Here is a 25,843-nt window from a genome sequence, read left to right as displayed (position 1 = left end):
TGGAAGCTCGGGGACCATGGGCGTGAGAGAGGACAGAACAATATGTGCGGAATCGTCGGGTACGTTGGTGACAAGCAGTCGGCTCCCATCCTGGTCTCCGGGCTGAAGAAGCTCGAGTACCGCGGCTATGACTCGGCGGGCGTGGCGGTGATCAACCGCAACGTCCTCAACGTGGTGCGCGCCACGGGCAAGCTGAAGAACCTGGAGAGCCGTGTCCAGACGGACCTGCCGCAAGGCACGGTGGGCATCGGCCATACGCGCTGGGCCACGCACGGCCGGCCGTCGGACGAGAACGCGCACCCGCACACCTATGGCGGCGTGGCGGTGGTGCACAACGGCATCATCGAGAACCACCTGGCGCTCAAGGAGGAGCTGCGCTCCAAGGGCCACGTGTTCTCCTCGGAGACGGATTCCGAGGTGTTCGCCCACCTCATCTCCGACGAGCTCAAGAGCGGGCTGGACTTGCCCGCGGCGGTGCGCGCGGCCATCACCCACGTGAAGGGCACCTACGCCCTGGCGGTGGTGACGGAGAGCGACCCCAACCGCATCGTGTGCACCAAGGAGTCCTCGCCCATGGTGCTGGGCCTGGGCCAGGGTCAGAACTTCGTGGCGAGCGACGTGCCCGCGCTGCTCGAGCACACGCGTGACTTCATCTACATGGAGGAGGGCGACCTGGCCATCCTCACCGCCGGCGGCGTGGAGATCTTCAACCGCTCCAACCAGAAGGTGAACCGCGTCACGCGGCGCATCGACTGGACGCCGATGATGGCGGAGAAGGGCGGCCACAAGCACTTCATGCACAAGGAGATCCACGAGCAGCCTCGCGCCGTGGCGGACACCTTGCGCGGCCGCATGATGCTGTCCGAGGGCGACGTGCACTTCGAGGGCTGGACGATGAGCCCGGAGAAGGTGAAGGCGCTCACGAAGATCACCATCCTCGCGTGCGGCACCTCGTGGCACTCGGGCATCGCGGGCAAGGCGATGATCGAGTCGCTGGCGCGCATCCCGGTGGAGGTGGAGCTGGCGAGCGAGTTCCGCTACCGCGACCCCATCGTCGAGTCCACGCACCTGGCGATCGCCATCAGCCAGTCGGGTGAGACGGCGGACACGCTGGCGGCCTTCAAGGAGGCCAAGGCGCGTGGCGCTTCCTCGCTCGCGCTGTGCAACGTCATCGGCAGCGCCATGACTCGCGAGGCCGAGGTCACCGTGCTCACCAACGCGGGCCCGGAGATCGGCGTGGCCTCCACCAAGGCCTTCACCACGCAGCTCGTGGGCCTGTACCTGCTGGCGGTGAAGCTCGGCCGCATGCGCGGCACGCTCTCCGTCAAGGCCGCCCAGGAGCACCTCACCTCGCTCACCGAGATTCCGAAGATGATCGAGGACGTGCTCAAGTGCGAGCCCGCCGTGAAGCGCGTGGCGCGTGACTTCATGAACGCCCAGGACTTCCTCTTCCTCGGCCGCGGCCCCATGCACCCGGTGGCGCTCGAGGGCGCGCTCAAGCTCAAGGAGATCTCCTACATCCACGCCGAGGGCTACGCTGGCGGCGAGATGAAGCACGGCCCCATCGCCCTCATCGACGAGAAGATGCCCGTGGTGGTGATCGCCCCCAAGCAGCCGCACGTCGCCTACGAGAAGATCATCGGCAACATCGAGGAGGTGCGCGCGCGCGGCGGCAAGGTCATCGCCGTCATCGACGAGGACGACACGCACGCGGCCACGCTCGCCGACCACGTCATCCGCATCCCCGCCGCCACCGCGCTGCTCGCGCCCGTGGTGGCCACCATTCCCCTGCAGCTGCTCGCCTACCACGTGGCGGAGATGCGCGGGAACGACGTGGACCAGCCGCGCAACCTCGCCAAGAGCGTGACGGTGGAGTAGTCCGCCGCCGCTCCGGCCGCCGCCCCCCCTCTCACGGGGGATGGCGAACGACGCCCGGGTGCCTCCTTCACGAGGCCCCGGGCGTTTTCATGTCCGGCATTGTGGCGGAATCTTGACAATCCGCGTCTCGTCTTTTTCTCAATTTCTTGGTAATTGGGGTTTCGAAGTCAACGAATCCCATGAGGAAGGGCCAAGAAGAATGCGCACCCTGAACGGGCTTTCGGTCGTGGCGGTGTTGGGCCTGTTGCTCGGCGGTTGCGGAGTCACGGACCTGGGCGGCGAAGGCGTCGCCAGCCAGCTCGAGCAAGACTTCGGTGGCCCGAGCGGCCTCATGGACTTCTTCGAGAGCCACACGGAGGAGGAGATCCGGGGGGTGATGGCGCTCTACGGTGTCGGCTACGTTGCCCACGGCAACGTCACCGCGGCGCTGATCAGCGACTGCCCGAAGTTCTTCCCGTCGGGCGACCGGAGCATCTGGCACAACTTCGACGGCGAGTACTACTTCATCGACAGCGCGGGCCGGCCGAACCGGGCGTACAAGTACCTGCCGCCCATCGTCGCCGCGCCGCGCCTCGACTCCTGTCAGACGAGCGTGGGTCAGTGGGGCGACGCGGAAAACCCCAGCAACGACTACGACGGGGGACACCTCATCGGTTCACAGCTCGGGGGCTGGGGAGGTCGGGCGAACATCGTGCCCCAGGATGCCAACTTCAACCGGGGCAACTGGGTGCAGCTCGAGAACAAGATGGCCAAATGTGGGAGCCTGCCGAGCGGCCGGCTGCGCTACTCCATCGGGGCGAACTACCCGAACTCCACCACGCTCATCCCCAACACCATGACGATGGAGATCACCAACCAGTCCACGGGGAGCTACGTGTCCATGTCCTTCTCGAACGTGGACTACGGTGGCTCGAACGGCACGAACGAGCGGACCCGTGGCGTGAATTGGCTGTCGAGCCAGGGCTGCAACTGATGCGTCCACCCCGGCGCTCTCAGGGGGTGGACGACATCCACGTCCAGGCGCCTAGAACGCGGCGTCGAAGGTGACTTCCCCGACGACGCCCACCTGGTAGGCGGAGACGCGGCGCTCGAAGAAGTTGGCCAGCTCCTGCACGTCCTGCAGGTCCATGAAGCCGAACGGGTTCTTCGCCCCGTAGCGCTTGGGCAGCTCCAGCATCCCCAGGCGCTGATCCGCCACGTACTCGAGGTACTGGCGCATCTCGTTCACCGACAGCCCCGCCACGCCGCCGCCCAGGAGGTCCTCGGCGAAGCGCAGCTCGCACGCCACCGCCTCCTCCATCATGGTCACCACGTCGCGCTCCATCTGCGCGTCGAAGAGGCCGGGCTCCTCGCGGCGCACGCACTTGACCACCTCGAAGGCGAACGCCATGTGGGCGCTCTCGTCGCGGAACACCCAGTTGGTGCCCCCCGCGAGGCCATGCAGGAGCCCGCGCGAGCGCAGGAAGTACACGTAGGCGAAGGCCGCGAAGAAGAAGAGCCCCTCGATGCAGGCGGCGAAGCAGATGAGGTTGAGCAGGAAGGCGCGGCGCTGCTCGCGCGTCTCCAGCCTGTCCAACTGGTGCACCGAGTCCATCCACTTGAAGCAGAAGGCGGCCTTCTCCTGGATGCTCGGGATGTTGTCGATGGCGGCGAACGCCTTGGCGCGCTCGGCGGGGTCCGGCACGTACGTGTCGAGCAGCGTGAGGTAGAACTGCACGTGCAGTGCCTCCTCGTAGAGCTGGCGGGACAGGTACATGCGCGCCTCGGGCGCGTTCACGTGCTTGTACAGGTTGAGCACGAGGTTGTTGGACACGATGGAGTCGCCCGTGGCGAAGAAGGCCACGAGGCGCTGGATGAGGTGGCGGTCCGCGGCCGACATCTTCGAGCGCAAATCACCCACGTCCGTGGAGAAGTCCACCTCCTCCACCGTCCAGGTGTTCTTGATGGCGTTGCGGTACATCTCGAAGAACGCCGGGTACTGCATGGGGCGCAGGGTGAGGTTGAGCCCCGGGTCGAGCAGGCGCCCGCCCGTCTTGGGAGTCGCGTTGGAGGGCATGGCGGGGTGGAGCGGCTGGGCGGCGGTCACTGGCAGGCCTCGCAGGCTTCGGGGTTTTCCAGGGAGCAGGCGATGGCCTGCGCCTCGGTGGGCTTCTCCTCGCGGGGGGCCTCGACGGTGGCCTTGGCGATGCGCGTGGCGGGGCGCGAGCGCAGGTAGTACGTCGTCTTCAGCCCCTTCTTCCAGGCGTACATGTACATGGAGCTGAGCTGCCCGATGTTGGGCGACTCCATGAACAGGTTGAGCGACTGGCTCTGGTCGATGAATGCGCCGCGATCGGCCGCCATGTCGATGAGCGAGCGCATGGGCAGCTCCCACGCGGTGCGGTAGATGGCGCGCACCTCGGCGGGAATCTCCGAAATCCCCTGGATGGAGCCCTCCGCGAGCTTGATGCGCGTGCGCATCTCCTCGTTCCACTTGCCCAGGGCCTTGAGCTCCTCGACGAGGTAGCGGTTGACCTGGAGGAAGTCCCCCGAGAGCGTCTCGCGCTTGAAGAGGTTGGACACCTGGGGCTCGATGCACTCGTAGCAGCCCGCGATGGAGGCGATGGTCGCCGTGGGCGCGATGGCGATGAGCAGCGAGTTGCGCAGGCCCGTCTGCTTCACCCGCGTGCGCAGGGCCTCCCAGCGCGCGCTGTCCTCGGGCGTCACGCCCCAGGCCTCGAACTGGAGCTCGCCCTGGGCGGCGCGCGTCTCGGGGAAGGCGGGGTGGGCGCCGTGCTCGGCCGCCAGCTCCACGGACGCCGAGAGGGCATGGAAGTAGATCTCCTCGGACACCTTGCGCGAGAGCGTGCGCGCCTCGGGGGCGTCGAAGGGCAGGCGCATCTGGAAGAAGACGTCCTGCAGGCCCATGATGCCCAGGCCCACCGGGCGCCAGCGCTGGTTGGAACTCTCGGCGGTGGCGATGGGGTAGTAGTTCAGGTCGATGACCCGGTCGAGCTGCCGCACCGCCGTGCGCACCGTCTGGGCGAGCTTCTCCCAGTCGAACGTCACCTTGCCCTGCGCGTCCGTGGAGGTGTGCCGCGCGAGGTTGATGGAGCCGAGGTTGCAGACGGCCGTCTCGTCCTTGCTCGTCACCTCGAGGATTTCCGTGCACAGGTTGGACAGGTGCACGACGCGGCCCGGGCGCGCCGTCTGGTTGCACGCGCGGTTGCTCTTGTCCTTGAACGTCATCCAGCCGTTACCCGTCTGGGCGAGCGTGCGCATCATGCGCGCGTACATCTCGCGCGCCTTGATGCTCTTGGCGGCGAGCCCCTTGGCCTCCGCCTCGAGGTAGGCGCGCTCGAAGTCCTCGCCGTACAGGTCGGTGAGGTGGGGCACCACCTTGGGGTCGAAGAGCGACCAGGCGCCATCCGCCTCGACGCGCTTCATGAACAGGTCGGGCACCCAGTTGGCGAGGTTCAGGTTGTGCGTGCGCCGGGCCTCGTCGCCCGTGTTGTCGCGCAGCTCGAGGAACTCCTCCAGGTCCGCGTGCCACGTCTCCAGGTACACGCACGCCGCGCCCTTGCGCTTGCCGCCCTGGTTCACCGCCGCCACGGACGCGTCCAGCGTCTTGAGCCACGGGACGATGCCGTTGCTGTGTCCGTTGGTGCTGGTGATGAGCGAGCCGCGCGAGCGGATGCGGTGGTACGCGAGCCCGATGCCACCCGAGAACTTCGAGAGCATGGCCACGTCGGTGTAGCGCTGGTAGATGCTGCCCAGCTCGTCCTCGGGCGAGTCGAGCAGGAAGCACGAGGAGAGCTGCTCGTGCCGGGTGCCGGAGTTGAAGAGGGTGGGGGAGCTGGGCACGTACTCCAGCAGCGAGAAGCGCCGGTAGAGCTCCAGGGCCTCGGGCACCGTCTCGCCGAGCGCCACCGCGATGCGCATGAAGAAGTGCTGGGGCGTCTCCAGCACCGCGCGCGTGGTGGGGTGCTTGAGCAGGTAGCGGTCGTAGACGGTGCGCAGGCCGAAGTACTCGAAGAGGCGGTTGCGCGTGGGATCGATGGAGTCGTTGAGCTTGCGCGCGTTGGCGGCGACGAGCTGGGCGACGCGCTCGTTGACGAGCCCCAGCCGGTGGGCCGCGGCGATGGACTGCGAGAAGGAGTGGACCTCCTGGCCCGACAGCTCCTTGTCGATGTAGGTCGCGAGCAGCCGCGCGGCGAGCCTGGCGTACTCGGGCTCCTCGAGCGTGAGCGAGGCCGCCGTCTGGATGGAGAGCTGATCCAGCTCCTGGGTCGAGGCGCCGTCATAGAGGCCGGCGATCGTCTTGGTGGCCACGCGGATGGCGTCCACCTGACGCAGGCCATCACAGCAGCGGCTGATGGCGCGGACGATTTTGTTCAGATCCGCGGCCTCGAGTGTCCCATTGCGCTTGCGCACCCGCATGGTGGTGGCGGTCGGTTGCGAGTTGGGGGGCGAGACGGGGATGGTGTCCAACATGTTGCGGCTCCTCCTACACGACCGTGGCTGGAGCCCGGACGGGTGAGGAGAGCAACGGGAGCCCGCACGCGACGAGCGGCGCTCGTGGCGTGTTGGACCGCGTCCCTCCCCCGAGGAACTCCAGGTCTGCGCCGCCCCGGGATGTCTCTCCCGGACGCGGGTCGTTGGCAGGTCTTCGGGCTCGCGAGCGTTGGGGTGATGCCGCCTACACCGTCCCCTTCCCAACTCCGAGGAGCCAGTGGTGTGGACGGCTTCGTTCTCGCTGACCGCTGCGGGGCAGCTCCGGATTCGCACCGGATTCCCTTTTGAGCCCGGGCGACGTGCGTCCGGGCACCAGCGACGAGCGCTACATTCGCGGAAGGTGCCCCACCTGTCCAAAAAAGCGGCGCGCGCCGGGGGGGGTTGTCGGGTGCCCGACGGGGGCGCTGCTCTGGGCGGAACGCGTCGGCTTCGATAAGAGGCGATCATTACCTTCATGAGCCATGAGCACGCTCCGCCCTCCCCACCCCCTCTCTCCGGGCCCGCGCGTCCGTGACGCCGGGCGGGAGCCGGAGGTGCCGTCGCTGGCCTCCTGGGAGCCGCTCCCCGATTCCCCCCAGGCGTCCCTTCCGGAGGCGACGCGGCGCGAGGTGCCACGCCTGGTGGAGGCGGCCCGGAACGCCACGGGGGACGAGCGGGAGGTACTGGCCGGTCAGTTGGGCGCCCAACTGGAGGCGCTGGGGGAGGGAGGCGGCTCGCGCGAGGTGGCGGATCTGCTCCTGCACCTCTTGGAGAGCGGCCAGTTGGAGGGGCTGGTGGAGCGGGGGGGCCGGACGTGCCGGAGCGCGGCCGTCGAGTCCCTGACGCGGCTCGGCTTTCCCTATGCCCTGGAGGTGAGTCCCGAGGACCTGGAGCATCTCCGGGCGTGGACCCGGCGGCGGCGCGGCCCGGCGCTGCCCTCGGGCGTGGTGCCGGCGGGGGCGTTGGGGGTGGGCTTCGTCGGGCAGTGGTGGGCCCTGCCCCCGGAGGTGGCTTCCGAGGTGGGGGGGCTGGGGCCGTTCCTGGTGGTGCTCATGGGCCTGGCGCTGATGGGGCTGATGATGGCCCTGTTGGCCCCTGAACGTTCTCCCTCCAGGCGGGCGGGCCTGTTCGTGCTGCTCCTGCTCTCCCTCGTCGAGGTGTTTTTGGGGGGGCCCGCCGGTTATCACGGAGCGGCGAGTGGCCTGGGCGGGCTGGTGGCCTGCCTGCTGCTCGTGCGGACACGACGCTGAACGTTCTGGGTCATGTCAGACGGATGGACTAGGGTTTTCCCATCGCGTACTAAACGTGAGTTCAGGTGAGCCGGGGTGGCTCGCCGCATACGCAAGGAGCAAGACGAAATGGCCGTGAATCCGGAGAAGGAGAAGGCGATCGAGTTGGCGATGTCCGCGGTGGAGCGCCAGTTCGGTAAGGGGTCCATCATGCGGCTCGGTAACGAGGAGCCGCTGGTGAGGGATGTTCAGGCCATTTCGACGGGAAGCGTCTCGCTCGACATCGCCTTGGGCGTCGGTGGCGTGCCCAAGGGCCGTATCGTGGAAATCTACGGGCCGGAATCCTCGGGTAAGACGACGTTGTGCCTCCACATCGTGGCCGAGGCGCAGAAGCGCGGCGGCGTGGCGGGCTACATCGACGCCGAGCACGCCATGGACATCGGCTACGCGCGCAAGCTGGGCGTGCGCACCGATGACCTGCTGTTGAGCCAGCCGGACACCGGCGAGCAGGCGCTGGAAATCGCCGAGATGCTGGTGCGCTCGGGAGCCATCGACGTGCTGGTGGTGGACTCGGTGGCCGCGCTCGTGCCGAAGGCGGAACTCGAGGGCGAGATGGGCGATGCGCACATGGGCGTGCAGGCGCGCCTCATGAGCCAGGCGCTGCGCAAGCTCACCGGTACCATCAGCAAGAGCCAGACGTGCGTCATCTTCATCAATCAGATCCGCATGAAGATCGGCGTGATGTTCGGCAACCCCGAGACGACGACGGGCGGCAACGCGCTGAAGTTCTACGCGTCGCAGCGCCTGGACATCCGCCGCGTGGGCGCCATCAAGAATGGCGAGAACGTGGTGGGCAGCCGCACCCGCGTGAAGGTGGTGAAGAACAAGGTGGCGCCTCCCTTCAAGGAGGTCGAGTTCGACATCATGTACGGCACGGGCATCTCGAGGGAGGGCGACCTCATCGACCTGGCGTCGACGGACAACATCATCGAGAAGAGCGGCAGCTGGTTCTCCTTCAAGGGAGAGCGCATCGGCCAGGGCCGCGAGAACGCCAAGGACTACCTGCGTGACCATCCCGAGGTCATGAAGGAAGTGGAGCGGCAGGTGTACGAGAAGTACGGCATCGGCAAGCCGGCCGTGGCGGCGGTGCCGCCTCCGACGGATGGCGAGCCCGCGGCCGAGGGCCACACCGAGAAGCGCCAGCGCGTGAAGGCCGTGAAGTAGTCCACGCCTTCATGGCCTGTCGTGCCTGAAGTCCCAGGGGCCGTCTCCCTTCACCGGGGGGCGGCCCCTTCGCTTTTCGGCTCCGACGCCGTCTGGCGGGACCCTGGCCTGGGTGGCGAGGGGCGCCTCGGTCCGACACTCCTGGAGGGGGCGTGGTGGTTCTCTGTGGACAACGGTGGGCCTTCCGCCGGAAGGTCTCTGTCCCCAACCGCGGGCCGCGCCGCGGTGAGGTACTGGAGACAAGGAGCCGCATGATGCGTCGCATCGAGACCGCCCTGTTCGCCGCCGTCTGTGCCGTGGTTTTCGTGGCCTGTTCCGCGTGTGGAGGGAAGGACAATCCCAACGGCCCCGTCAGCAAGACGAGCCAGTTCTTCCTGCCCACGGGCGAGCCTCGCAACACGGGGGATCCGCACATCCAGGCGGATGCGCAGGGCAACTTCCACATCGTCTACCCGGCCTACTCCCGGGGCGATGCCTACTACGCGTTCTGCCCGTCCAATTGCAGCTCGGTCGAGCAGGCCAAGGTGGTGCACCTGGAGACGCAGGGCACGGTGGACAACGCCCGGGTGGCGGTCGGTCCGGACGGCAAGCCGCAAGTGCTGCTCAGCACCCACGAGCGCGTCTACTACGCCACGTGCTCGGGCGACTGCACCCAGCGCGCCTCGTGGACGGTGACGCCCATCATCGAGCACGGCGGCGAGCGCGAGGTCTCCGGAGACGCCTTCGCCGTCACGCCCCAGGGCAAGCCGCGCTTCATCATGCACAGCTACCGCAGCATCGGCATCGGGGCGCCGACTCCCGCGACCTTCTATGTGCAGTGTGACAACAACTGCCAGAACCCGGCGAGCTGGACCCAGGGGCAGATCTCCGCGCGCAACTGGCAGATGAACTCGCTGCGCTTCACCCCCTCGGGCCAGCCGCGCCTGGTCAAGGCGGAGCTCGTCGATGGCGGCAATCACCTGAGCTATTACTACGAGTGCGACACGGATTGCGCGTCGGCCGCCAACTGGAAGGGCACGGCCCTCTACAAGACGTTCTACGGCTTCTCCGAGGCGGTCCGCATGTACCCGGCCATGTCGCTGCGGCTCTCGAGCCAGGGCAAGCCGCGCCTGGCGCTGATGGGCGATGACGGCAGCGGCCGCAACCTGCTCTACCTGGAGTGCGACACGAACTGCACCTCCGCGGAGGGCTGGTTCGCGCAGATCCTCTTGCCGTCCGACAAAGGAGGCGCGGAGCTCAAGGCGGGGCTCGAGCTCGCGCTCGACAGCAAGGATCAACCGCGCATCGCCTACGCGGCGGGCTACAACATCGTGATCGCCCACTGTGACGCCAACTGCACCGACGAGACGAAGTCGAAGTGGAACCTGGCCAAGGTGGAGTTCGCCGCGGACATGGAGAAGGACAAGATCATCCCCTATCCCGACTGCAACATCGCGGGGGGCTGGTTCCTGCACAGTCCGTCGATCGCGCTGGGCAAGGAGGGCCTGCCCCGGGTGGCGTACCGCGCGCAGGACATCAGCGGCGGTGGCTCGAATCCCGGCCCCGGGGAGATCAAGTGCACGGCGGGCGCGGACATGACGTTCGCCCGCTTCGCGCAGATCGACGAGCTGCGCGCGCCGTGAGCGCGGGCCTGGAGCCGCGCCGTGCGGCTCAGGGCACGAAGGTGAGCGCGCCCGGGGGTAGTTGCGTTCCCGCGGGCCACAGCAGGTAGGCCGAGCGGCGCGAATGGTCCCACGCCCGCAGCAACTCCTCGCGGCGGTACGTCACGCTCACCGTGTCGTCGCTGGGGAAGGCCGGGTCGTTGCAGACGACGTCGCCCTGGGGAGTGAAGCCCTTCACCACGAGCAGGTGCCCATCCGAGCGGGGAACGGGCGAGCCGGTCAGCTCGCCGCGCTCGTAGGCGACGCTGATGCTCACGGGGATGCCCTGGGCGATGAGCCGCTCCACCTGGGTGAAGGTGTCGAAGCGCGCCACCAGCCCGTGGAGCGCTCCGCCCGCCAGCGCCGAGGCATAGGCGGTGTTGAAGGGCCAGTTGCCCGTGCCCCCATAGACCGCGTCATGGACGGAGGCGGCCGCCACGGGCACGCTCACCTGGAGCGCGTCCTGGCTGAGCCGGTGGCTCCAGTACGCGAGCAGCATGGAGACCGAGGTGGGGGAGCACCAGGCACCGCCATGGGGCGGGTAGAGCATCTGCGAGCGGCCGGGCACCTCGAGCACCGTGCCCCAGGCGCGCTGGTCCGAGGGCTCCTCGGGCGCGGTGCGGCCCGTGTCGGTCACCGCCGCCGCGAGCGCGCGCACGCGGGGGCTCGTGCCGGGCTGGGTGGAGAAGAGCCACACCGTCATCCGCAGCCCGTCCGCCTTCTGCTTGAGCACGAGGGTGTCGGTGAGCACCTTGCCCCGCGCGTCCTCCTGGCGCTCCACGCTGTGGCGCGTCACGGTGCCCGGTTCGAGCGCCCAGACGCCGAAGTCGTAGTCCTTCGTCCACTCGCCCTCCACGCGCGCCGCGAGCGTCAGCCGCACCCAGGTGCCCGGCGGGGTGAGCACGTCGAACGAGGGCACCACGTTGTCGAAGCCACCCGGCATGGCTTGCACCTCGGAGCGGGCCCGGCCCACGAGCGCGCCCCCCTCGGGCAGGGGACTGTCCGTGCCGGGGAGGGTGTGGCCCGGGAAGGGATCCGCGGGGGCGGGGCTGGAGGGATCCAGCTCGAGCTGGCCCTCCGGGGTGAGCCGGGTGCCCTCGCGGGTGAAGTGCTCGAAGTCGCGCGCCTGGGCGCTCTTCCTCCAGATTCTCGCCACGGGTGTTGTCTCCTCGGGGGATGAGGGCCGGGTCTGCCAGCTACACGCCGTCAGCGCGGCCGTCAGGAGGACCAGGGACGCGCGGACAGGGGCCTTGGGGAAAGTCGTCATGAGATCCTCTCGGGATGAAGCGCAAGGGGAGGGCGCCGGGGCTCACTTCACCAACTCGGACAGGAGCCGGTGGACGAAGTCGGCGCCGGGCTGGAGCGAGGCCACGGGGATGCGCTCGTTGGGGGCGTGGGCCGTGCGAGCGTCCTCCGGCGTGAGGGCGAAGGGATCGATGCCGTAGGCGTGGATGCCCGCGCGGCGCAGGGCGGTGGACTCGGTGGTGCCGGTGGACATGCGGGGGAAGACGGGCGCGCCGGGCCAGACCCGGGCGGCGGCGGCGCGGGCGGCCCGGAACATCGCGTTGTCGCCCACGGGCGAGGCGGGAGAGTCCAGGGGCCGCGCGTTCCATTCCACCTGGATGTCCGGGTCGGCGATCGCCGCGACGAGCCGCGCGCGGACCTGCTCGGGCTCGTCGTCCGGGAGCAGCCGGCAGTTGAGGGTGGCCTCGGCGGTGGCGGGGATGACGTTGGGGCGGGTGCCCGCGGTGAAGACGGTGGGCACGCACGTGGTGCGCAGCACGGCGGCCAGGGCGGGCTCGAGCCGCGCGAGCGTGTCCACCGCGTCCTGGGGCGGAGCCTCTGGAGTGGCGGCGAGCCGCTTGAGGGCCTCGCCCGTCTCGCCGCCCGTGACCTTGAGCCGGCCCTCGATGTTCAGCCGGGTCACGGGAGTGAGCCGGGGGGGGAAGGTGACCGCGCCGACGCGGGCCACCGCCGCCGCCAGCCGCACCAGGGGCGAGGGCGTGACGGGCGGCACCGAGGAATGACCACCGGGGCCGGTGGCCCGGAGCACCATGTGGCGCGAGACGCGCTCGGCGGCCTGGAGGTTGACGAAGCGCACCTGGCGGCGGTCCTCGCTCAGCTCCGTGAGCCCGCCTTCATTGATGGCGAACTCCGCCTCTCGCAGCTCGGGGCGGCGCTCCAGCAGCCAGTCGATGCCAGCCTGGGAGCCCACCTCCTCGTCGGCGCTGAGCACGAGCACCACGTCGCGCGAGCGCTTCCCTCCCTCTCGCGCGAGCCGCCGCAGCGCGAGGATGCTGGCCGCGGCCATGCCCTTGTTGTCCTGGACGCCGCGCCCATACAGGAAGCCGTCGCGCTCGGTGAGCGTCCAGGGATCGGAGGCCCACTCCTCGCGCCGCGCGGGCACGGTGTCGAGGTGGGCGAGCACGAGCAGGGGCCTCGCGGCGCCGGAGCCCTTCAGCCGGGCGAGGAGGTGGGCACGTCCGGGAGTGGCCTCGACGAGCTCGGAGGAGATGCCGGCCTCGCGCAGCCATCGCGCGGCCACCTGGGCGGCGGCGGCCTCGTTGCCGGGAGGGTTGGAGGTGTCCACGGCGATGAGCTCGGCGAGCAATGCGCGCATCTCTCCCTTCGCCGGGGGCGGGGCGCTGGCGGCGAGTCCGCGGCCGGGCGCGAACAGGAGGGCGAGGGCCAACAGGAGGGGGCGCATGCGTGGGGAGTCTAGGGGAGTCGCTCGGGGCTGTGCTAATGCGGCTCCTTTCCCAGGGTCCTCCGCATGCCACTCCCCATGGATGTCCGAGTCCTCGAGCTTCCCCTGCGCCACGCCTGGACGATCGCGCGGGGGACGAGCACCTTCAAACGCAACGTCATCGTCGAGCTGAGCGTGGACGGGGTGGTGGGCCGGGGCGAAGCGGCGCCGAACGTGCGCTATGGGGAGTCCGCCGACACGGTGACGGAGGCGCTCGGGCGGCTCGCTCCGGCGCTCGAGGGGGACCCCTGGCACTTCCGGGTCCTCTCCGAGCGCATCGACGAGGCCCTGCCGGGAAACCATGCGGCCAAGGCGGCGTTGGACGTGGCGCTGCATGACCTGGCGGGCAAGCGCCTGGGGGTTCCGCTCTACCGGATGCTGGGGCTGGATCCGGCGCGCATGCCGATCACGTCCTTCTCCATTGGCATCGACGACGCACAGACGCTGGCGCGCAAGGTGCGCGAGGCGGAGCCGTATCCGGTGCTCAAGGTGAAACTGGGCGCACAGGCGGTGCGAGAGACCTTCGGCGCGGTGCGGGAGGCCACGTCCAAGGTGGTGCGGGTGGACGCCAACGAGGCGTGGGGCCCCGAGGAAGCGCTGCGTCACATCGAGTGGCTGGCGGAGCGGGGAGTGGAACTGGTGGAGCAGCCCCTGCCGGCGGCGGATGTCGAGGGCGCGAAGTGGCTGCGCGAGCGCTCGCCGCTGCCGCTGGTGGCGGACGAGGCGCTGATGAAGGCCTCGGACGTGCCGCGGCTGGCCGAGGGCTATCACGGCATCAACGTGAAGCTGCAGAAGTGCGGGGGCATCCGCGAGGCATTGCGCATCATCGAGACGGCGCGCGCGTGCGGGCTGAAGGTGATGTTGGGGTGCATGGTGGAGACGTCGGTGGGCATCGCGGCGGCGGCGCACCTGGGGCCGCTGGCGGACTGGTTGGATTTGGACGGCAACCTGCTGCTGGCGGCGGATCCCTTCCAGGGGCACCCGGTGGTGGACGGGCGCATCCGTCTGGGGGATGGGCCCGGGCTCGGCGTGGAGCCCCCATCCCAACCATGAGCGGACCGCTCATCCAGGAGCCCATGGCGGTGCTCACGGTGCTGCTGGCCGTGTTGGCGCTGCTGCTCTTCGTCGAGCGGCACCCGGTGCTCGGGCGCTTCTTCAAGGTCGTGCCCCTGCTGGTGCTCGTCTATTTCATTCCCACGCTGCTCTCGAACACGGGGGTCATTCCCACACAATCGCCGCTGTATGGCTTCGTGTCGGCGTACCTGCTGCCCGCGAGCCTGGTGCTCCAGGTGTTGTCGATGGACCTGGGAGCCATTGCCCGGTTGGGGCGCAACGCGGTGGTGCCCTTCCTGGCGGGGACGGCGGGCATCATGCTCGGGGGGCCGATCGCCTATCTGCTGCTGGGCCGGTGGATGCCGGCGGAGCTGGGAGATCAGGCATGGAAGGGATTGGCGGCGCTGAGTGGCTCGTGGATCGGGGGGAGCGCGAACTTCGTGGCCATCGGGCGGAGCATCGGGGCGCACGAGGACACGTTGAGCATGATGGTGGTGGTGGACGTGGGGGTGTCGAACCTGTGGACGGCGGTGCTGCTGTGGTTCGCGGGCCAGGAGTTGAAGATGGACGCGCGGATGGGCGCGGACCGGCGGGCGCTCGATGCGGTACGCGAGCAGGTGGCGCACTTCCAGGCCTCGGTGGCGAGGCCCGTGACGTTGTCGGACCTGGTGTGGCTGCTCACCCTGGGGCTCGGGACGACGGTGGTGTGCACGGAGGTGGCGCGGCACCTGCCGGACGTGGGCACCTTCATCACTGGCTTCACGTGGGTGGTGTTGTTGGTGACGACGGTGGGGGCGGCGATGTCTTTCACCCGCCTGCGAGAGCTGGAGGGGGCGGGGGCGAGCCGGGTGGGTGCGTTGTTCCTCTACGTACTGGTGATGACCATCGGGGCCAAGGCGGACTTCCGGCGGCTGCTGGACGCGCCGGCGATGGTGGCGGTGGGGCTGGTGTGGATGGCGATCCACGCGGGCTTCATCCTGGCGGCACGGCGGTGGCTGCGCGCGCCCATCTTCTTCGCGGCGGTGGGCTCGCAGGCGAACGTGGGGGGCGCGGCCTCGGCATCCGTGGTGGCCGCGGCCTTCCACCCCGCGCTGGCTCCGGTGGGCGTCATGCTGGCGGTGGCGGGTTATGTGCTGGGCACCTACGGCGGGCTCGTGTGCGCGGTGATGCTGGAACAAGTGTACAATTGGCTACACTGAATTCATCTGTTCGACGTCGAATGCTATAAACCAGTGTTACATGAGAGCAAGTGTTCAGTTGGTTGTATTGAGTGCGTGCCTCGTCGGATGAGGCCTTGGAACGCCTGATATACCCTTGGGGGACGTGGCCATGCGTTTCCGAGCGTGCATCGCGCTTCTGCTTTATGTCTCAGCCTGCGCTACGTCAGCCCCCAGCCCAAGAGAGCCAGCGGCCTGGGACCCGCGGCTCACCAACCTCCAGCGAGCGGCGACGCTGCCCTGGATGGATGGGGGGCGGTGCGCCGTCCAGGAGGCTTCCGAGCCCTGGTCCGTGCTGGCGGAGAGATGCTTTCATGCCCTCGACCATGACCGGATCGAATTTCACGACACCATGGGACGATGCGCGATCGCCTCAGTGGGTGCCGCTGCCGCGGGCGTCGGACTCTGCGTCCTGGCGGCGCCGGAGATCGTCGTGGGAGCGGTGGTTGTGGCGGGCGTGGTGGTGGTGGGATTCGCGATCAAAGAGGCGCTGGATGCATATGAGAAGAGGGGCCGTCCCCAAGTAAGGCCCGTGCCTGAAACGAAGCCCGTACCTGAAACGGAATCTTTCACGCCGCTGTTCAATGAGAACACGAAGGAGCAGGGACCGAGGATTACCGAGGTCAAGGAAGAGGAGGGGGTGATTGAGATCGTCGCAGAAGGTGAGAATGGCGAAATTCGAATCATAGGCAACATCGAAACCAATGAGGAGACGATCACGCTTGATCAAACCCACATTCAAGGTCAGGGCGCCGGAACAAGCGGTTTGAGGGAAATGGGTGAGATCATCCGCGAGTTCGGGCGATCACGTGGCGCAAGCGAAGTCATCATTCAAGGTGCGACGCGAACGACGGGAGCGCGCCCCGGTCACATTCCTCGTCCAATTCGAGTCAGGGTGAAATGAGCACCATTCAACTCGTATTCTCGGGCTGGAAGGACGAGCCGCGCTCAGTGGATCTCGTTCATCTTCTTCGTCGTGAGCTCAAGCTGTCGCTTGGTGTTTCCAAGCGGATCGTGGATTCTATTGTTGCTCGACCAGTGGAGATGATCGAGGTCCCCAATGAAATGGTCGCGAAACAGGTGCGCGAACTCGGTGCGGGTATCGGACTATATGCCGCCGTGAGGGGACCGAAGATCTATTTCACTGGCCTGAGACCCAACGCGAGTCGGGAATCTCTGGTTCACTTGCTCTCGGAGGATGGTGGCCTCGCGGTGGATGAGGCAGGCCGCTTGGTTGATCGACTGGTTGGCTTGGGTGAAACAGCAGTGGAGAGCGATGATCGGGAGTGTGCTCTTCGATGTTGTGAGGGGGCCGAGTTGCTGGGTTTTGTCTGTACTCTCACCGCATAGGGGCCCGTGTCAAAGGACCCCAGGAAGGGTCCTCACGTCAGCGCTACGGCGCCAGCCCCAGTTGCTGCATGTACGTCTGGTTGTCCCAGAACAAGTACTCCTCGACCATGACGCCGTTCTTCCAGCGGCCCACGGTGTTCATCACCAGCCTGAACGACTTGCCCGTCGGCGGGATGCTCGTTCCATCCGGCAGCGGCATGGGCCGGGTGAAGGTTCCCTCCATCACCCCGATGACGCTCGTCCACTCCCCCGAGCCGAACTTGATGGGATGCACCTGGATGCGCGTGTCCGGTGCGTACACGAACATCGCCTTCAAGTCCTCGATGTGGACGTCAATCCCTTGCGTCTGATGACCATCGGGCCAGTGGACGATGATGTTCTTGCCGTGGCTGTGATGGAGCTGGTCCCACTTCTGGTTCGTGAACACATCGAAGTCGAGCGTGTCGAAGGTGGCGAGGTTCTCGCGCACCCGGCGCGCGTCCTCCCGGTACTGCTCCAACTCCTGCCACGGATTCGTGTAGGGGGCAGTGCCGAGCAACGACAACGTGAGCAACAGGGGTCGAGTGATCATGATGGTGCTTCTCCGGGTTGATGCGTGACGTCGGGCCCAGCCCGCCGTCGCGCTGTTCGAAGAGCAATATGTCGGCGTTGCACCCGAGCGACTAGATGACTTCAGCGTGCTTCACTGTTGCTCGATTGGAACGCCCGCCGATGCCACTCCGGCCCTGGCATATCGATGTTCCCCTCACTAAAAGAGGCGCCTCACCGGAAGGACCCCGGAGCAGGAGCCTCGCATGACGACCCAGGGAAACATTGGCGCGGTACACATGCTGAATCGGATCGCCACGTTCCTGGCCCGCCGTGATCTCGGAGCGCTGACGAAGGCCGCTCTGCGTACGAGCGCGGGGATCGAGCGGGCGGACCTGCTCCTCTTGCTGGGCAGCAGCCTGCCGCGAACCGCCGAGTGGGCCGCCGCCGCCTTCGCTTCGGGGATCGCCGAGCGCTTCATGATCGCCGGCGGTATCGGTCACTCGACCGCGATGTTGAGGGCGGCGGTCCGCGAGGAGCCGCGGTACTCGGACCTCGAGCTGGAGGGCAGGAGCGAAGCGGAAATCATGGCCCACATCTCCGCCCGCACCGCGGGGCTGGTGCCGAGCGACATCCTCCTGGAAACCGTGTCGACCAACTGCGGCGACAACGCGATCCAGTCGAGACGCGTCTTGAAGCAGCTCGGGCTGTCGCCACGCACCGTCATCCTGGTGCAGGACCCGACCATGCAGCTCAGGACCCACGCGTCCTTCGACCTGTACTGGAACGCCCAGGCGGAAGGAATCCAGCTCATCAGCCATGCGCCCTTCGTTCCCCAGCTCGTCGTGCGGGACGGCGCGTTCGCCATCGAGCCGGGGATTGATGCCGGGCCGATCTGGAGCGTGGAGCGCTTCATCTCCCTCCTCCTGGGGGAGATTCCACGGCTCCACGATGACGAGGCGGGCTATGGCCCTCGTGGGAAGGGGTTCATTGCCCACGTGGACGTGCCCGAGGACATCCTGGAGGCCTACCGCCAGCTCCTCCCGGAGTTCGGCTCCCTGGTGCGCAAGCCCGGCTGACGGAGCGCCTCTAGCGTGAAGGCTGGCCCGGCTTGCGCGCCGGCAGCACGCCACAGTGCACGAGGGTCGGCACCACCTCGCCGGGCTCAAGGCCCGCCTCTCGCATCCAGGCGCGACATCTGGGGAGGAGCCAGTCGCCAGCCGACGGAGCCCATGGGACTTCAGAGGCCGCTATGTGGCTGAGGTCCGTGTGGGCAGTGGCTGGAACACGACTCCATCCAGGCCCGACCGCTGGCGGGTTGCGAAGAAGCGCTCGGTGCAGACCATTACGGAAGAGAAGTCCTCCAGCCGGAACAGGTCCATGTGAGCTGGTAGCGTCTCGGCATCGAGCAGAAGCTCATCAGGCAAGGAGAGTCCGGTTCGACCGCAGCGTGGGCAGGGAGGAGCGCGCTTCGTTGGAAGGCAGTCCGGGTGGAGTCGGCCCTGGGGAAGGAGCTCCAACTCGTGCAAGTCAGGCAGGTCTGTCTGGCGGGTGTTCAGTGGCCCGCGGGGCCTCCCGAAAGCGCACCTCCTGATCGAACCGGAGCCGGATCGTCAGGAACACACCGGTTCCCAGCAGGAGCGCCAACATCCACGGCCCCCACACCGTGTTGCTTGCTACATCGAGGGCATGGCGGATGGATTCAGGCCGCATGACCTTCCGTCATACTCCCGTGGCAACCTCCGCGGTACGCCATCGCGAGGACACTGCGCTCATGATCGTTCCCACCCCCTCCCGTGAACTCCTCGATCTCTGGGCGGACGTCCACCCCGGGGATCTGCCGCCCCCCGCCCTCGTGCGCCAGCCCCACGTGGGTGCCGCGCTGCGGCGTCTGCGCGACGCCGCTCCGGAGCTGTTCCACCTCGAGGAGGTGGGTCGCTCGGTGGAGGGCCGGCCGCTCGAACTCGTGCGCTTCGGCCAGGGCCCGCTCCACCTCCTGCTCTGGTCCCAGATGCACGGAGACGAGCCCTCCGCCACCACCGCGCTCCTCGATGTCCTCGAGTACGTCCACCGCCACCGCCACTCCCCCCGCGTCGCGCGCTGGCTCTCCTCGCTCACCGTGCATGCGCTCCCCCTGCTCAACCCGGATGGCGCCGAGCGCTTCCAGCGACGCAACGCGCAAGGCATCGACATCAACCGCGACGCGCTGGCGCTCCAGACGCCCGAGGGCCGCACGCTCAAGGCCGTGCGCGACCGGCTCCAGCCGGCGCTCGGCTTCAACCTCCACGACCAGAGCTGGCGCACGGCGGTGGGCGACACGGGGCGGCCCGCCTCCATCTCCGTGCTGGCTCCTCCCTTTGACGCCGCGCGCAACGACAACCCCGGGCGGGTGTTCGCCAAGAAGGTGTGCGCCGTCATCCGCGATGCCCTGGAGCCGCTCATCCCCGGCCAGCTTGGCCGCTTCGATGACTCCTTCGAGGCGCGCGCCTTTGGCGACAACCTGGGACGCTGGGGCACGCCCACCGTGCTCATCGAGACGGGCCCCTGGCCCTCTCCCGAGCCCGATGAGCCCATGCTCCGGCTCACCTTCGTGGCCCTGGTGTCCGCCCTGGAGTCGCTCGCCCAGGGCAGCGCGGAGCACGCCGACGTCGGCCGCTACGAGTCCATTCCCTTCAATCGAAGCAACGGTCTCCTCCACCTGCTCATCCGGGGCGCCCGGGTGTTTGGCGAGGCGGGAGACGCCTTCGTCGCGGACATCGGGGTGGTCGCGCAGCGGGCGCTGCGCCAGCGCCAGGGTGCCCCGTGCATCGTGCTCACGGGAACCGTCGAGGAACTGGGCGACCTGAGCGTCCTGGGGGCGATGGAGGTGGTGGACGGCTCGGGCCTCACGGTCGTCCCGCTCCCGCCCGGGGACGTGACGGTCGGACAGGTGTTGCCGCTGCCTCCCCGGAGCGCCCGTGTGGTGCGCACGGAGCAACCCGCGGAGTTGATGGTGCTGCGGCCGGTGGATTCCTTCGGGAACCACCGCGTGGAGCGGGTCATCCGTTACGAGCGCTGATTCCCAGTTCCCAAGAAATATGGCAAAGGATTCCCCTCCGCATCCCAGGAGGGGAACGACCGTGAACTCGCAGGTAGGACGCGTGCGCGCGTGGTGTGTGCTGTTGTTGCTGTGGGGCACCAGCGCGATGGCGCAGGGCACGGCGGTCATCGTCGGGAAGATCATCAACGGCGCGGACAAGCAGGCCTTGCAGGACGCGGTGGTGACGGCCTCCTCGCCGAGCCTCCAGGGCGAGCAGGTGGTGGTGTCGGACGCCAGCGGTCTCTACCGCATTCCGCAACTGCCGCCGGGCGTCTACACCCTCCGGGTGGACCGCGAGGGGTTCAAGCCCTACTCCCGGACGGACATCCAGCTGCGGATTGATCGCACCATCCGCTTCAACGTGGAGCTGCTGCCGGAGGCGGGCCTGAGCGAGGACGTGATCGTCGTGGCCACGCCGCCCACGGTGGACGTGGGCTCGAGCACGCAGGGGGTGAGCGTGGATACCGCCCAGCTGCGCAACCTCGCGTTGATCCGCCCGGGCAGCAAGGGCTCGGCGTCGCGCTCCTTCGAGTCCCTGGCCGAACTGGCTCCGGGCGCGCAGGAGGACGCCTTCGGAGTGAGCATCAATGGCAGCACCTCGCCCGAGAGCCAGTACGTGGTGGATGGCCTGTCGGTGAATGATCCCTCGGTGGGCACCATCGGCACGCCGCTGTCGGTGGAGTTCATCAAGGAGGTCAACGTCATCACCGGGGGCTACATGCCCGAGTACGGCCGCTCCACGGGCGGGGTGCTCAACGTGGTCACCAAGTCCGGCTCCAACGAGTTCCATGGCTCCGTCTTCGGCACCATCGCCCCGGGCTTCCTGCAGACGCCGGGGCTGGAGATCCGACGGGCCGGCAGCGTCATCTCCGCGCAGGGCACGCCGTGGAACCAGGGGGACGTGGGCTTCGAGCTGGGCGGCCCCATCCTGCGCGACAAGCTCTGGTTCTACGCGGGCGCGGCGCCCTCGTTCAATCGCATCCAGGTCGCCCGGCAGATCAGCGCCTTGACCCTGTGCACGGAGGTGAATCCCGCCATCGGCTGCGCGAAGGTGGGGGCGGCCCAGACGGATCCGGTCACCGGCCTCCAGCGCGCCACGCCCATCGAGGGCACCCGGGTGGAGCGCTTCGCGGACGAGCGGACCCTGCAGTACATCGGCAAGCTGACCTACCTCTTCAACCCGGACCACACCCTGAGCGTGTCGGTGTATGGCACGCCCAACCAGTCCGGCGGCCCGGGCCGCTACTCCTTCAGCCGCGATGGAGCCCCGGAGGTGTGCACCAGCGGGCTGTCGTGCACCGCGTACGTGCAGGGGGCGTATGAGTCCATCGCCACCCTTCGCACGGGGGGCGCGATGGACGTGGTGGCCAAGCAGTCCTCGTCCTTCTTCGACAAGTCCCTGCTGCTCGACGCGACGGTGGGCTGGCACCACCAGCAGGCCTCCACGCTGCCGACGGATGGCTCGGGGCTGTCCGGCGGCTGGGGCCTCTCCTCCCAGTCCAACATCTCCTGGCGGCGCACGAGCAACCCGGGCTACCACTCCATCACCGAGTTCGAGCGCCTCCCGGATCCTTCCGTCTGTGAGGGCGGGCGCTGCCCGGTCTCCTCGTACACGACGGGAGGGCCCGGCACCCTCAGTGTCTCGGAGCTCAATCGCTATCAGGGCAAGGTGCTGGGGACGTACCTGTTCCAGGCGCTGGGTCACCATGTGCTCAAGGCCGGCTTCGATGGCGAGGGCGCCAGCTTCTACAACAACCGGGTGCGCACGGGCCTCGCGCCCTGGGTCGAGTGCGGCAACGGCTCGTGCTTCTACACCCAGAACCAGTACGGCTACCTCGAGGCGCCGGACGTGCCCGTGTTCGACCCGAACAAGGAGGGCACGTCCACCTCGATGACCCTGGGCGGCTTCGTGCAGGACAGCTGGTCCGTGCTCGACAAGGTCACGGTCAACGTGGGCGTGCGCTACGACACGCAGACCATCTGGGGGTTGGATGGCAAGGTGGGCTTGAGCCTGCCCCACCAGTGGTCGCCCCGCCTGGGCGTCATCTATGACTTCACCCAGCAGGGCCGCTCGAAGCTCTACGCCAACTTCGCGCGCTTCTACGAGAACGTCCCGCTCGACATGGCCGACCTGTCCTTCCCCCAGCAGCGGCTGCTGTCGGCCTACTACAACGCTCCCGCCTGCAACCCCTCCCGCCCGGGCGACCTCGCGCCGGGGGGCGCCTGCAACTCGAACAGCAACCGGCAGCCCAGGGGCAACCCGGAGAACCCCAACCAGTATTGGATCGCCCAGGGCGGAGACCGCGTGCCGGTGGATCCCCACATCCGGGCGCAGTCCAGTGACGAGCTCGTCGTGGGCGCGGAGTACGAGCTCGTGTTCGGCCGCCTGGGCGCTTCCTACACGAAGCGCTACCTCAATGACGTCATCGAGGACATGAGCCGCGACGACGGCAGCACCTTCTTCCTGGGCAATCCCGGCAAGGGCACCTCGTCGGACTTTCCCCTGGCCCGTCGCGACTACGACGCGGTGAATGTCTATTACACCAAGACCTTCTCCAATTCGTGGCTGGCGCAGGTGAGCTACACGGCGTCCTCGCTGCGTGGCAACTACTCGGGCCTCTTCCGGGCGGACACCAACCAGTTGTCTCCCAACCTGACGCGCGACTTCGACCTGCTGTCGCTCACCACCAACCGCGATGGGCCACTGCCGGGAGATCGCACGCACGCGTTCAAGGCCTTCGGCGCCAAGGAGTTCCGCGTGTCGCGCGACGTGAACATCGACCTCGGTGGGAGCTACCGGGTGCGCTCGGGCTCGCCGCTCAACTACCTGGGCTACCACCCGCGGCGCAGTGGCGCGGAGACGTTCATCCTGCCGCGTGGCAGCGCGGGCCGGCTTCCGTGGGTCCACAACATCGACGGGCACCTGGGCCTGAGCTATCGGCTCGGCCGCGACACCTCGCTCGGCGTCACCCTGGATGTCTTCAACCTCTTCAACTTCCAGCAGGTGACGGACGTGGATCAAGTATTCACGTTCACCCAGGTGCTCCCCATCGAGGAGGGCGGCAAGCCCGCGGATGTGGCGAGCTGCGCCGAGCCGGGCAACACCGGGTGCCTCGTGCGCTCCTCGGCGGCCAGCAACCCCCTCATCACCAGCGCGGACATCAACCCCAATTTCAAACGCCCCATCGCCTACCAGGCGCCGCGCTCCGTCCGCCTGGGCGTGAGGCTGAGCTTCTAGGCGCGTGCGCTCCGGAGAGACATCATGAAGCGTGGACTGATTGGTTTGGGGTTGCTCCTGGGCGCCTGTGGGGCCCAAAGGCAGGATCCGCAATGCGTGGTGGCGAGGGCCGTGTCCGATGGCGCCCCCGGCTCGTTCGCGGCCACCTATTCGCTCAAGCCGGGGGAGGATCCGGCACGCGCCTGCGCCCAGCTCAAGTCCGAGCCGGTGGGCCTGCAGAAGTACCTCGGTGAGGAGGGGGCACTGGACTCGGTGAGCTTGCGCACCGCGCGGGTGGGCAAGCTGGTGAAGGAGGCGATGCTGGACCCCGCGGCCGCGAACCAGCCCAACTCCGTGGGCGCGTTGACGACCGAGGCCCCGGGGCCGGACAACTTCTGCGAGGTGCCCGTCCTCAACCCCACGCAACTCGTCACGCTCGCGTCCTCGTCGGAGGGGGCCAAGGCGCTGACGTACGAGTGGTCCGGGCTGCGCATCTACAACACCCCCTCCATCCCCGGCACGCAGTTCATCGCGGACCTGCGCTACACGGAGAACGGGTGCACCGCCCAGTACACGGTGCGCGGCATCTGGCCCGTGGTGTCTTGCGCCACGAACAATCAGCCCGACGAGTCCAAGTGCGATCCCTACGCGGACCCGCCCAGGCGCCTGCGCGGCTCGGGCATCAACCCGAGCTTCCCCGTGAAGTGCGATCCGATCGCCCTCCTCTGCGTGCTCACGGGCGAGGTGCCTTCCGTTCCGTAGCCCCAGGCGTCGGGCGGCTCTTTCTTCGGATGTGAGAAAAAGCGTCACTCCCAGGCGCTTTTTCTCAAAAGCTTTGAGTGACAGGCTTTCGCTCCGCGCTCGGAAACTCCGCGAACTCTAGGGGCGATAATCCTACATATAACCAGTACGTGCGCTGAGTACGTACTGGTTTCACTCGAGGACTTCGTGATGAGCGTTCGCTTCCACTCACCCAGGTCGCTGTTCCACCGGACCCACGCTCCCTCCTCCTCGCAGCCCAATCAACTCTCGCAGTCCAAGCCGCTGCCCATGCCCCCCGGGGCCCAGCCGAAGAACGCCCCCGCGCCCAACCTCAACAAGCCGCTGCCGGCTCTGCCCCCCTCGGCGTCGCCCCAGGCGTCCGCTCCGGCGAGCGCGCCGACGGTGGCGAAGAAGCCGACCCCCGGCACCCCGGGCGGTGCGCTGCTCGTCCCCGTCAACAACAACAATGGGATGCTCGCGAGCTCGGGCAATGCGGTCAACCTGCCGGGCCCCGCGCCCTTCCAGCCGGCCACGGGCGCCAAGCCGAACACGCTCGTCGATGCCCAGGGCCCCAAGGTGGAGAAGAACCTCCCGGGAGCCACGCTGACGGCGCAGGCCGGCTCGGCGAACCTGAAGACCGTCAAACACAACGCCGAGGGCTCCCACCAACTGTACGTCCAGGGCGAGGCCAACGGGCCCAACGCCTCCTTCGTGGCCAACGCGCAGCACGATGGCCGCCTGGGGACGAGCTCAGTGCAGTTCGTCGCCGACGCCAATGCCCTCAAGGTGCAGGGCCAGGCGGGCTACAGCCTCGACACGCGCAACCACGTGTACACGGCGAATGCGTTCCTCAAGGCCGAGACCTCGGTGGGGGTCGCGGGCCAGGTGAGCCATGACTTCAACGAGCACGTCGGTGCGTACGCGACAGGGTCGGCGAGGGCCTCCGCCCTGGCGGTCGCGGAGGGCAGCGCGGCCTTCGATCCGAAGAACCGCACGCTCCTGGTGGCGGGCCGGGTCGGGACGGGGGCGTCCGCCGAGGCCAATGCCACCTTCGGGGGCCATTTGGGCCGCATGCACGGCTCCGTCACCCTGGGCGCGGTCGCGGGCGCGGTGGCGACCGCCGGCGGCAGGGCCGGGTTCGACAAGGGCAAGTTCACGCTCGCCACGGACGTGAAGGCCGCGATGGGCGTGGGCACTCGCGTCAGGACCGAGGTGGCGCTCGACACCAGCCACCACCCGAAGCGCTCGATCAAGCAGGGACTGGTGAACTCCGGACTGATGGGCCTGTCGCCCGCGCTCCCGGCGGCGAGCACGGGCCCGATGACCGGCCCTTCCAAGTCGGCGCTCGGGGCCCTGCTCAAGTCGAGCCAGATGGCCACGGCGCCCGGGCTCCCCCAGGTATCCCACCCCACGTGATGAGTCGAGGCCGTCCCCCGCTGGCGGCCCG

21 protein-coding genes and 1 riboswitch are annotated in these 25,843 nt (G+C 68.2%); of the genes, 14 read left to right on the top strand and 7 right to left on the bottom strand.

The features are described from left to right. Positions 1 to 42: 42 nt before the first annotated feature. Positions 43 to 1,878, top strand: a complete 1,836-nt coding sequence (gene glmS, locus D187_RS00350) for a glutamine--fructose-6-phosphate transaminase (isomerizing) (protein ID WP_002630044.1) — start codon at positions 43 to 45, stop codon at positions 1,876 to 1,878. Between the two features lie 199 nt (positions 1,879 to 2,077). Then, the gene (locus D187_RS00345) at positions 2,078 to 2,851 is read left to right on the top strand and encodes a DNA/RNA non-specific endonuclease (protein ID WP_002630045.1); all 774 of its coding nucleotides are present in this window, start codon (positions 2,078 to 2,080) and stop codon (positions 2,849 to 2,851) included. Between the two features lie 51 nt (positions 2,852 to 2,902). Here D187_RS00345 and D187_RS00340 read toward each other — a convergent pair whose 3' ends face one another. Together D187_RS00340 and D187_RS00335 are read right to left on the bottom strand one after the other, a co-directional pair. Continuing rightward, entirely contained in the window at positions 2,903 to 3,934 is a 1,032-nt protein-coding gene (locus D187_RS00340) for a ribonucleotide-diphosphate reductase subunit beta (RefSeq protein WP_051256191.1), read from the bottom strand. Between the two features lie 26 nt (positions 3,935 to 3,960). Further along, complete coding sequence (locus D187_RS00335) at positions 3,961 to 6,351, bottom strand: ribonucleoside-diphosphate reductase subunit alpha (RefSeq protein WP_002630047.1); 2,391 nt, start codon at positions 6,349 to 6,351, stop codon at positions 3,961 to 3,963. A gap of 149 nt (positions 6,352 to 6,500) precedes the next feature. Then, positions 6,501 to 6,704: riboswitch (cobalamin riboswitch) on the bottom strand. A 129-nt stretch (positions 6,705 to 6,833) separates the two neighbouring features. On the opposite strand from D187_RS00335, the gene D187_RS00330 reads away from it, so the two are divergent. The 3 genes from D187_RS00330 to D187_RS00320 all read left to right on the top strand — a co-directional run bounded on the left by D187_RS00330 (position 6,834) and on the right by D187_RS00320 (position 10,426). Then, complete coding sequence (locus D187_RS00330; RefSeq protein ID WP_051256146.1) at positions 6,834 to 7,601, top strand: hypothetical protein; 768 nt, start codon at positions 6,834 to 6,836, stop codon at positions 7,599 to 7,601. 108 nt (positions 7,602 to 7,709) lie between these two features. Beyond that, positions 7,710 to 8,804, top strand: a complete 1,095-nt coding sequence (gene recA, locus D187_RS00325) for a recombinase RecA (protein WP_002630050.1) — start codon at positions 7,710 to 7,712, stop codon at positions 8,802 to 8,804. A gap of 251 nt (positions 8,805 to 9,055) precedes the next feature. Next, positions 9,056 to 10,426 (top strand): hypothetical protein, encoded by a 1,371-nt coding sequence (locus D187_RS00320; protein WP_002630052.1) that lies wholly within the window; start codon positions 9,056 to 9,058, stop codon positions 10,424 to 10,426. 28 nt (positions 10,427 to 10,454) lie between these two features. Here the strand turns inward: D187_RS00320 and D187_RS00315 are convergent, their stop codons facing one another. Both D187_RS00315 and D187_RS00310 read right to left on the bottom strand, forming a co-directional pair. Beyond that, complete coding sequence (locus tag D187_RS00315; protein ID WP_155893094.1) at positions 10,455 to 11,711, bottom strand: C39 family peptidase; 1,257 nt, start codon at positions 11,709 to 11,711, stop codon at positions 10,455 to 10,457. 42 nt (positions 11,712 to 11,753) lie between these two features. Next, positions 11,754 to 13,151 (bottom strand): M20/M25/M40 family metallo-hydrolase, encoded by a 1,398-nt coding sequence (locus D187_RS00310; RefSeq protein WP_002630054.1) that lies wholly within the window; start codon positions 13,149 to 13,151, stop codon positions 11,754 to 11,756. Positions 13,152 to 13,217: 66 nt separating this feature from the next. On the opposite strand from D187_RS00310, the gene D187_RS00305 reads away from it, so the two are divergent. From D187_RS00305 to D187_RS54580, 4 genes are all read left to right on the top strand, one after another. Continuing rightward, positions 13,218 to 14,243: a dipeptide epimerase gene (locus D187_RS00305; protein ID WP_043427633.1), complete on the top strand. Its 1,026-nt coding sequence runs from the start codon at positions 13,218 to 13,220 to the stop codon at positions 14,241 to 14,243. Continuing rightward, a complete protein-coding gene (locus D187_RS00300; RefSeq protein ID WP_002630057.1) occupies positions 14,240 to 15,442 on the top strand; it encodes a DUF819 family protein in 1,203 nt (400 codons plus the stop codon). Before D187_RS00305 ends, D187_RS00300 begins: the two co-directional genes overlap by 4 nt. A 310-nt stretch (positions 15,443 to 15,752) precedes the next feature. Further along, positions 15,753 to 16,364 (top strand): hypothetical protein, encoded by a 612-nt coding sequence (locus D187_RS59070; RefSeq protein ID WP_306413552.1) that lies wholly within the window; start codon positions 15,753 to 15,755, stop codon positions 16,362 to 16,364. Beyond that, a complete protein-coding gene (locus D187_RS54580; RefSeq protein WP_155893093.1) occupies positions 16,361 to 16,810 on the top strand; it encodes a hypothetical protein in 450 nt (149 codons plus the stop codon). Before D187_RS59070 ends, D187_RS54580 begins: the two co-directional genes overlap by 4 nt. Positions 16,811 to 16,853: 43 nt before the next feature. Here the strand turns inward: D187_RS54580 and D187_RS00290 are convergent, their stop codons facing one another. Then, positions 16,854 to 17,381, bottom strand: coding sequence for an ester cyclase (locus tag D187_RS00290; protein ID WP_002630059.1), 528 nt, complete (start codon positions 17,379 to 17,381; stop codon positions 16,854 to 16,856). 223 nt (positions 17,382 to 17,604) lie between these two features. Between D187_RS00290 and D187_RS00285 the strand changes: the two genes are divergently transcribed. Then, on the top strand, positions 17,605 to 18,417 hold the full coding sequence (locus D187_RS00285; RefSeq protein WP_002630060.1) for a YdcF family protein: 813 nt from the start codon (positions 17,605 to 17,607) through the stop codon (positions 18,415 to 18,417). 171 nt (positions 18,418 to 18,588) lie between these two features. Here D187_RS00285 and sitI6 read toward each other — a convergent pair whose 3' ends face one another. Then, positions 18,589 to 18,897, bottom strand: a complete 309-nt coding sequence (gene sitI6, locus D187_RS51820) for a SitI6 family double-CXXCG motif immunity protein (RefSeq protein ID WP_281171750.1) — start codon at positions 18,895 to 18,897, stop codon at positions 18,589 to 18,591. Continuing rightward, complete coding sequence (locus D187_RS59680) at positions 18,869 to 18,988, bottom strand: hypothetical protein (RefSeq protein ID WP_497463182.1); 120 nt, start codon at positions 18,986 to 18,988, stop codon at positions 18,869 to 18,871. The genes sitI6 and D187_RS59680 overlap by 29 nt, the downstream gene beginning before the upstream one ends. 124 nt (positions 18,989 to 19,112) lie before the next feature. Here D187_RS59680 and D187_RS00280 point away from each other — a divergent pair, with 124 nt between their 5' ends. The 4 genes from D187_RS00280 to D187_RS00265 all read left to right on the top strand — a co-directional run bounded on the left by D187_RS00280 (position 19,113) and on the right by D187_RS00265 (position 25,812). Beyond that, the gene (locus tag D187_RS00280; protein ID WP_002630062.1) at positions 19,113 to 20,396 is read left to right on the top strand and encodes a M14 family metallopeptidase; all 1,284 of its coding nucleotides are present in this window, start codon (positions 19,113 to 19,115) and stop codon (positions 20,394 to 20,396) included. Positions 20,397 to 20,457: 61 nt separating this feature from the next. Further along, positions 20,458 to 23,655, top strand: a complete 3,198-nt coding sequence (locus D187_RS00275) for a TonB-dependent receptor (protein ID WP_002630063.1) — start codon at positions 20,458 to 20,460, stop codon at positions 23,653 to 23,655. 24 nt (positions 23,656 to 23,679) lie between these two features. Continuing rightward, a complete protein-coding gene (locus tag D187_RS00270; protein ID WP_002630064.1) occupies positions 23,680 to 24,396 on the top strand; it encodes a hypothetical protein in 717 nt (238 codons plus the stop codon). Between the two features lie 189 nt (positions 24,397 to 24,585). Continuing rightward, entirely contained in the window at positions 24,586 to 25,812 is a 1,227-nt protein-coding gene (locus D187_RS00265; protein WP_002630066.1) for a hypothetical protein, read from the top strand. Positions 25,813 to 25,843 lie beyond the last annotated feature (31 nt).

Source organism: Cystobacter fuscus DSM 2262, assembly GCF_000335475.2.
Lineage (GTDB): Bacteria > Myxococcota > Myxococcia > Myxococcales > Myxococcaceae > Cystobacter > Cystobacter fuscus.
This window is presented reverse-complemented; position numbering and strand designations above follow the sequence as displayed.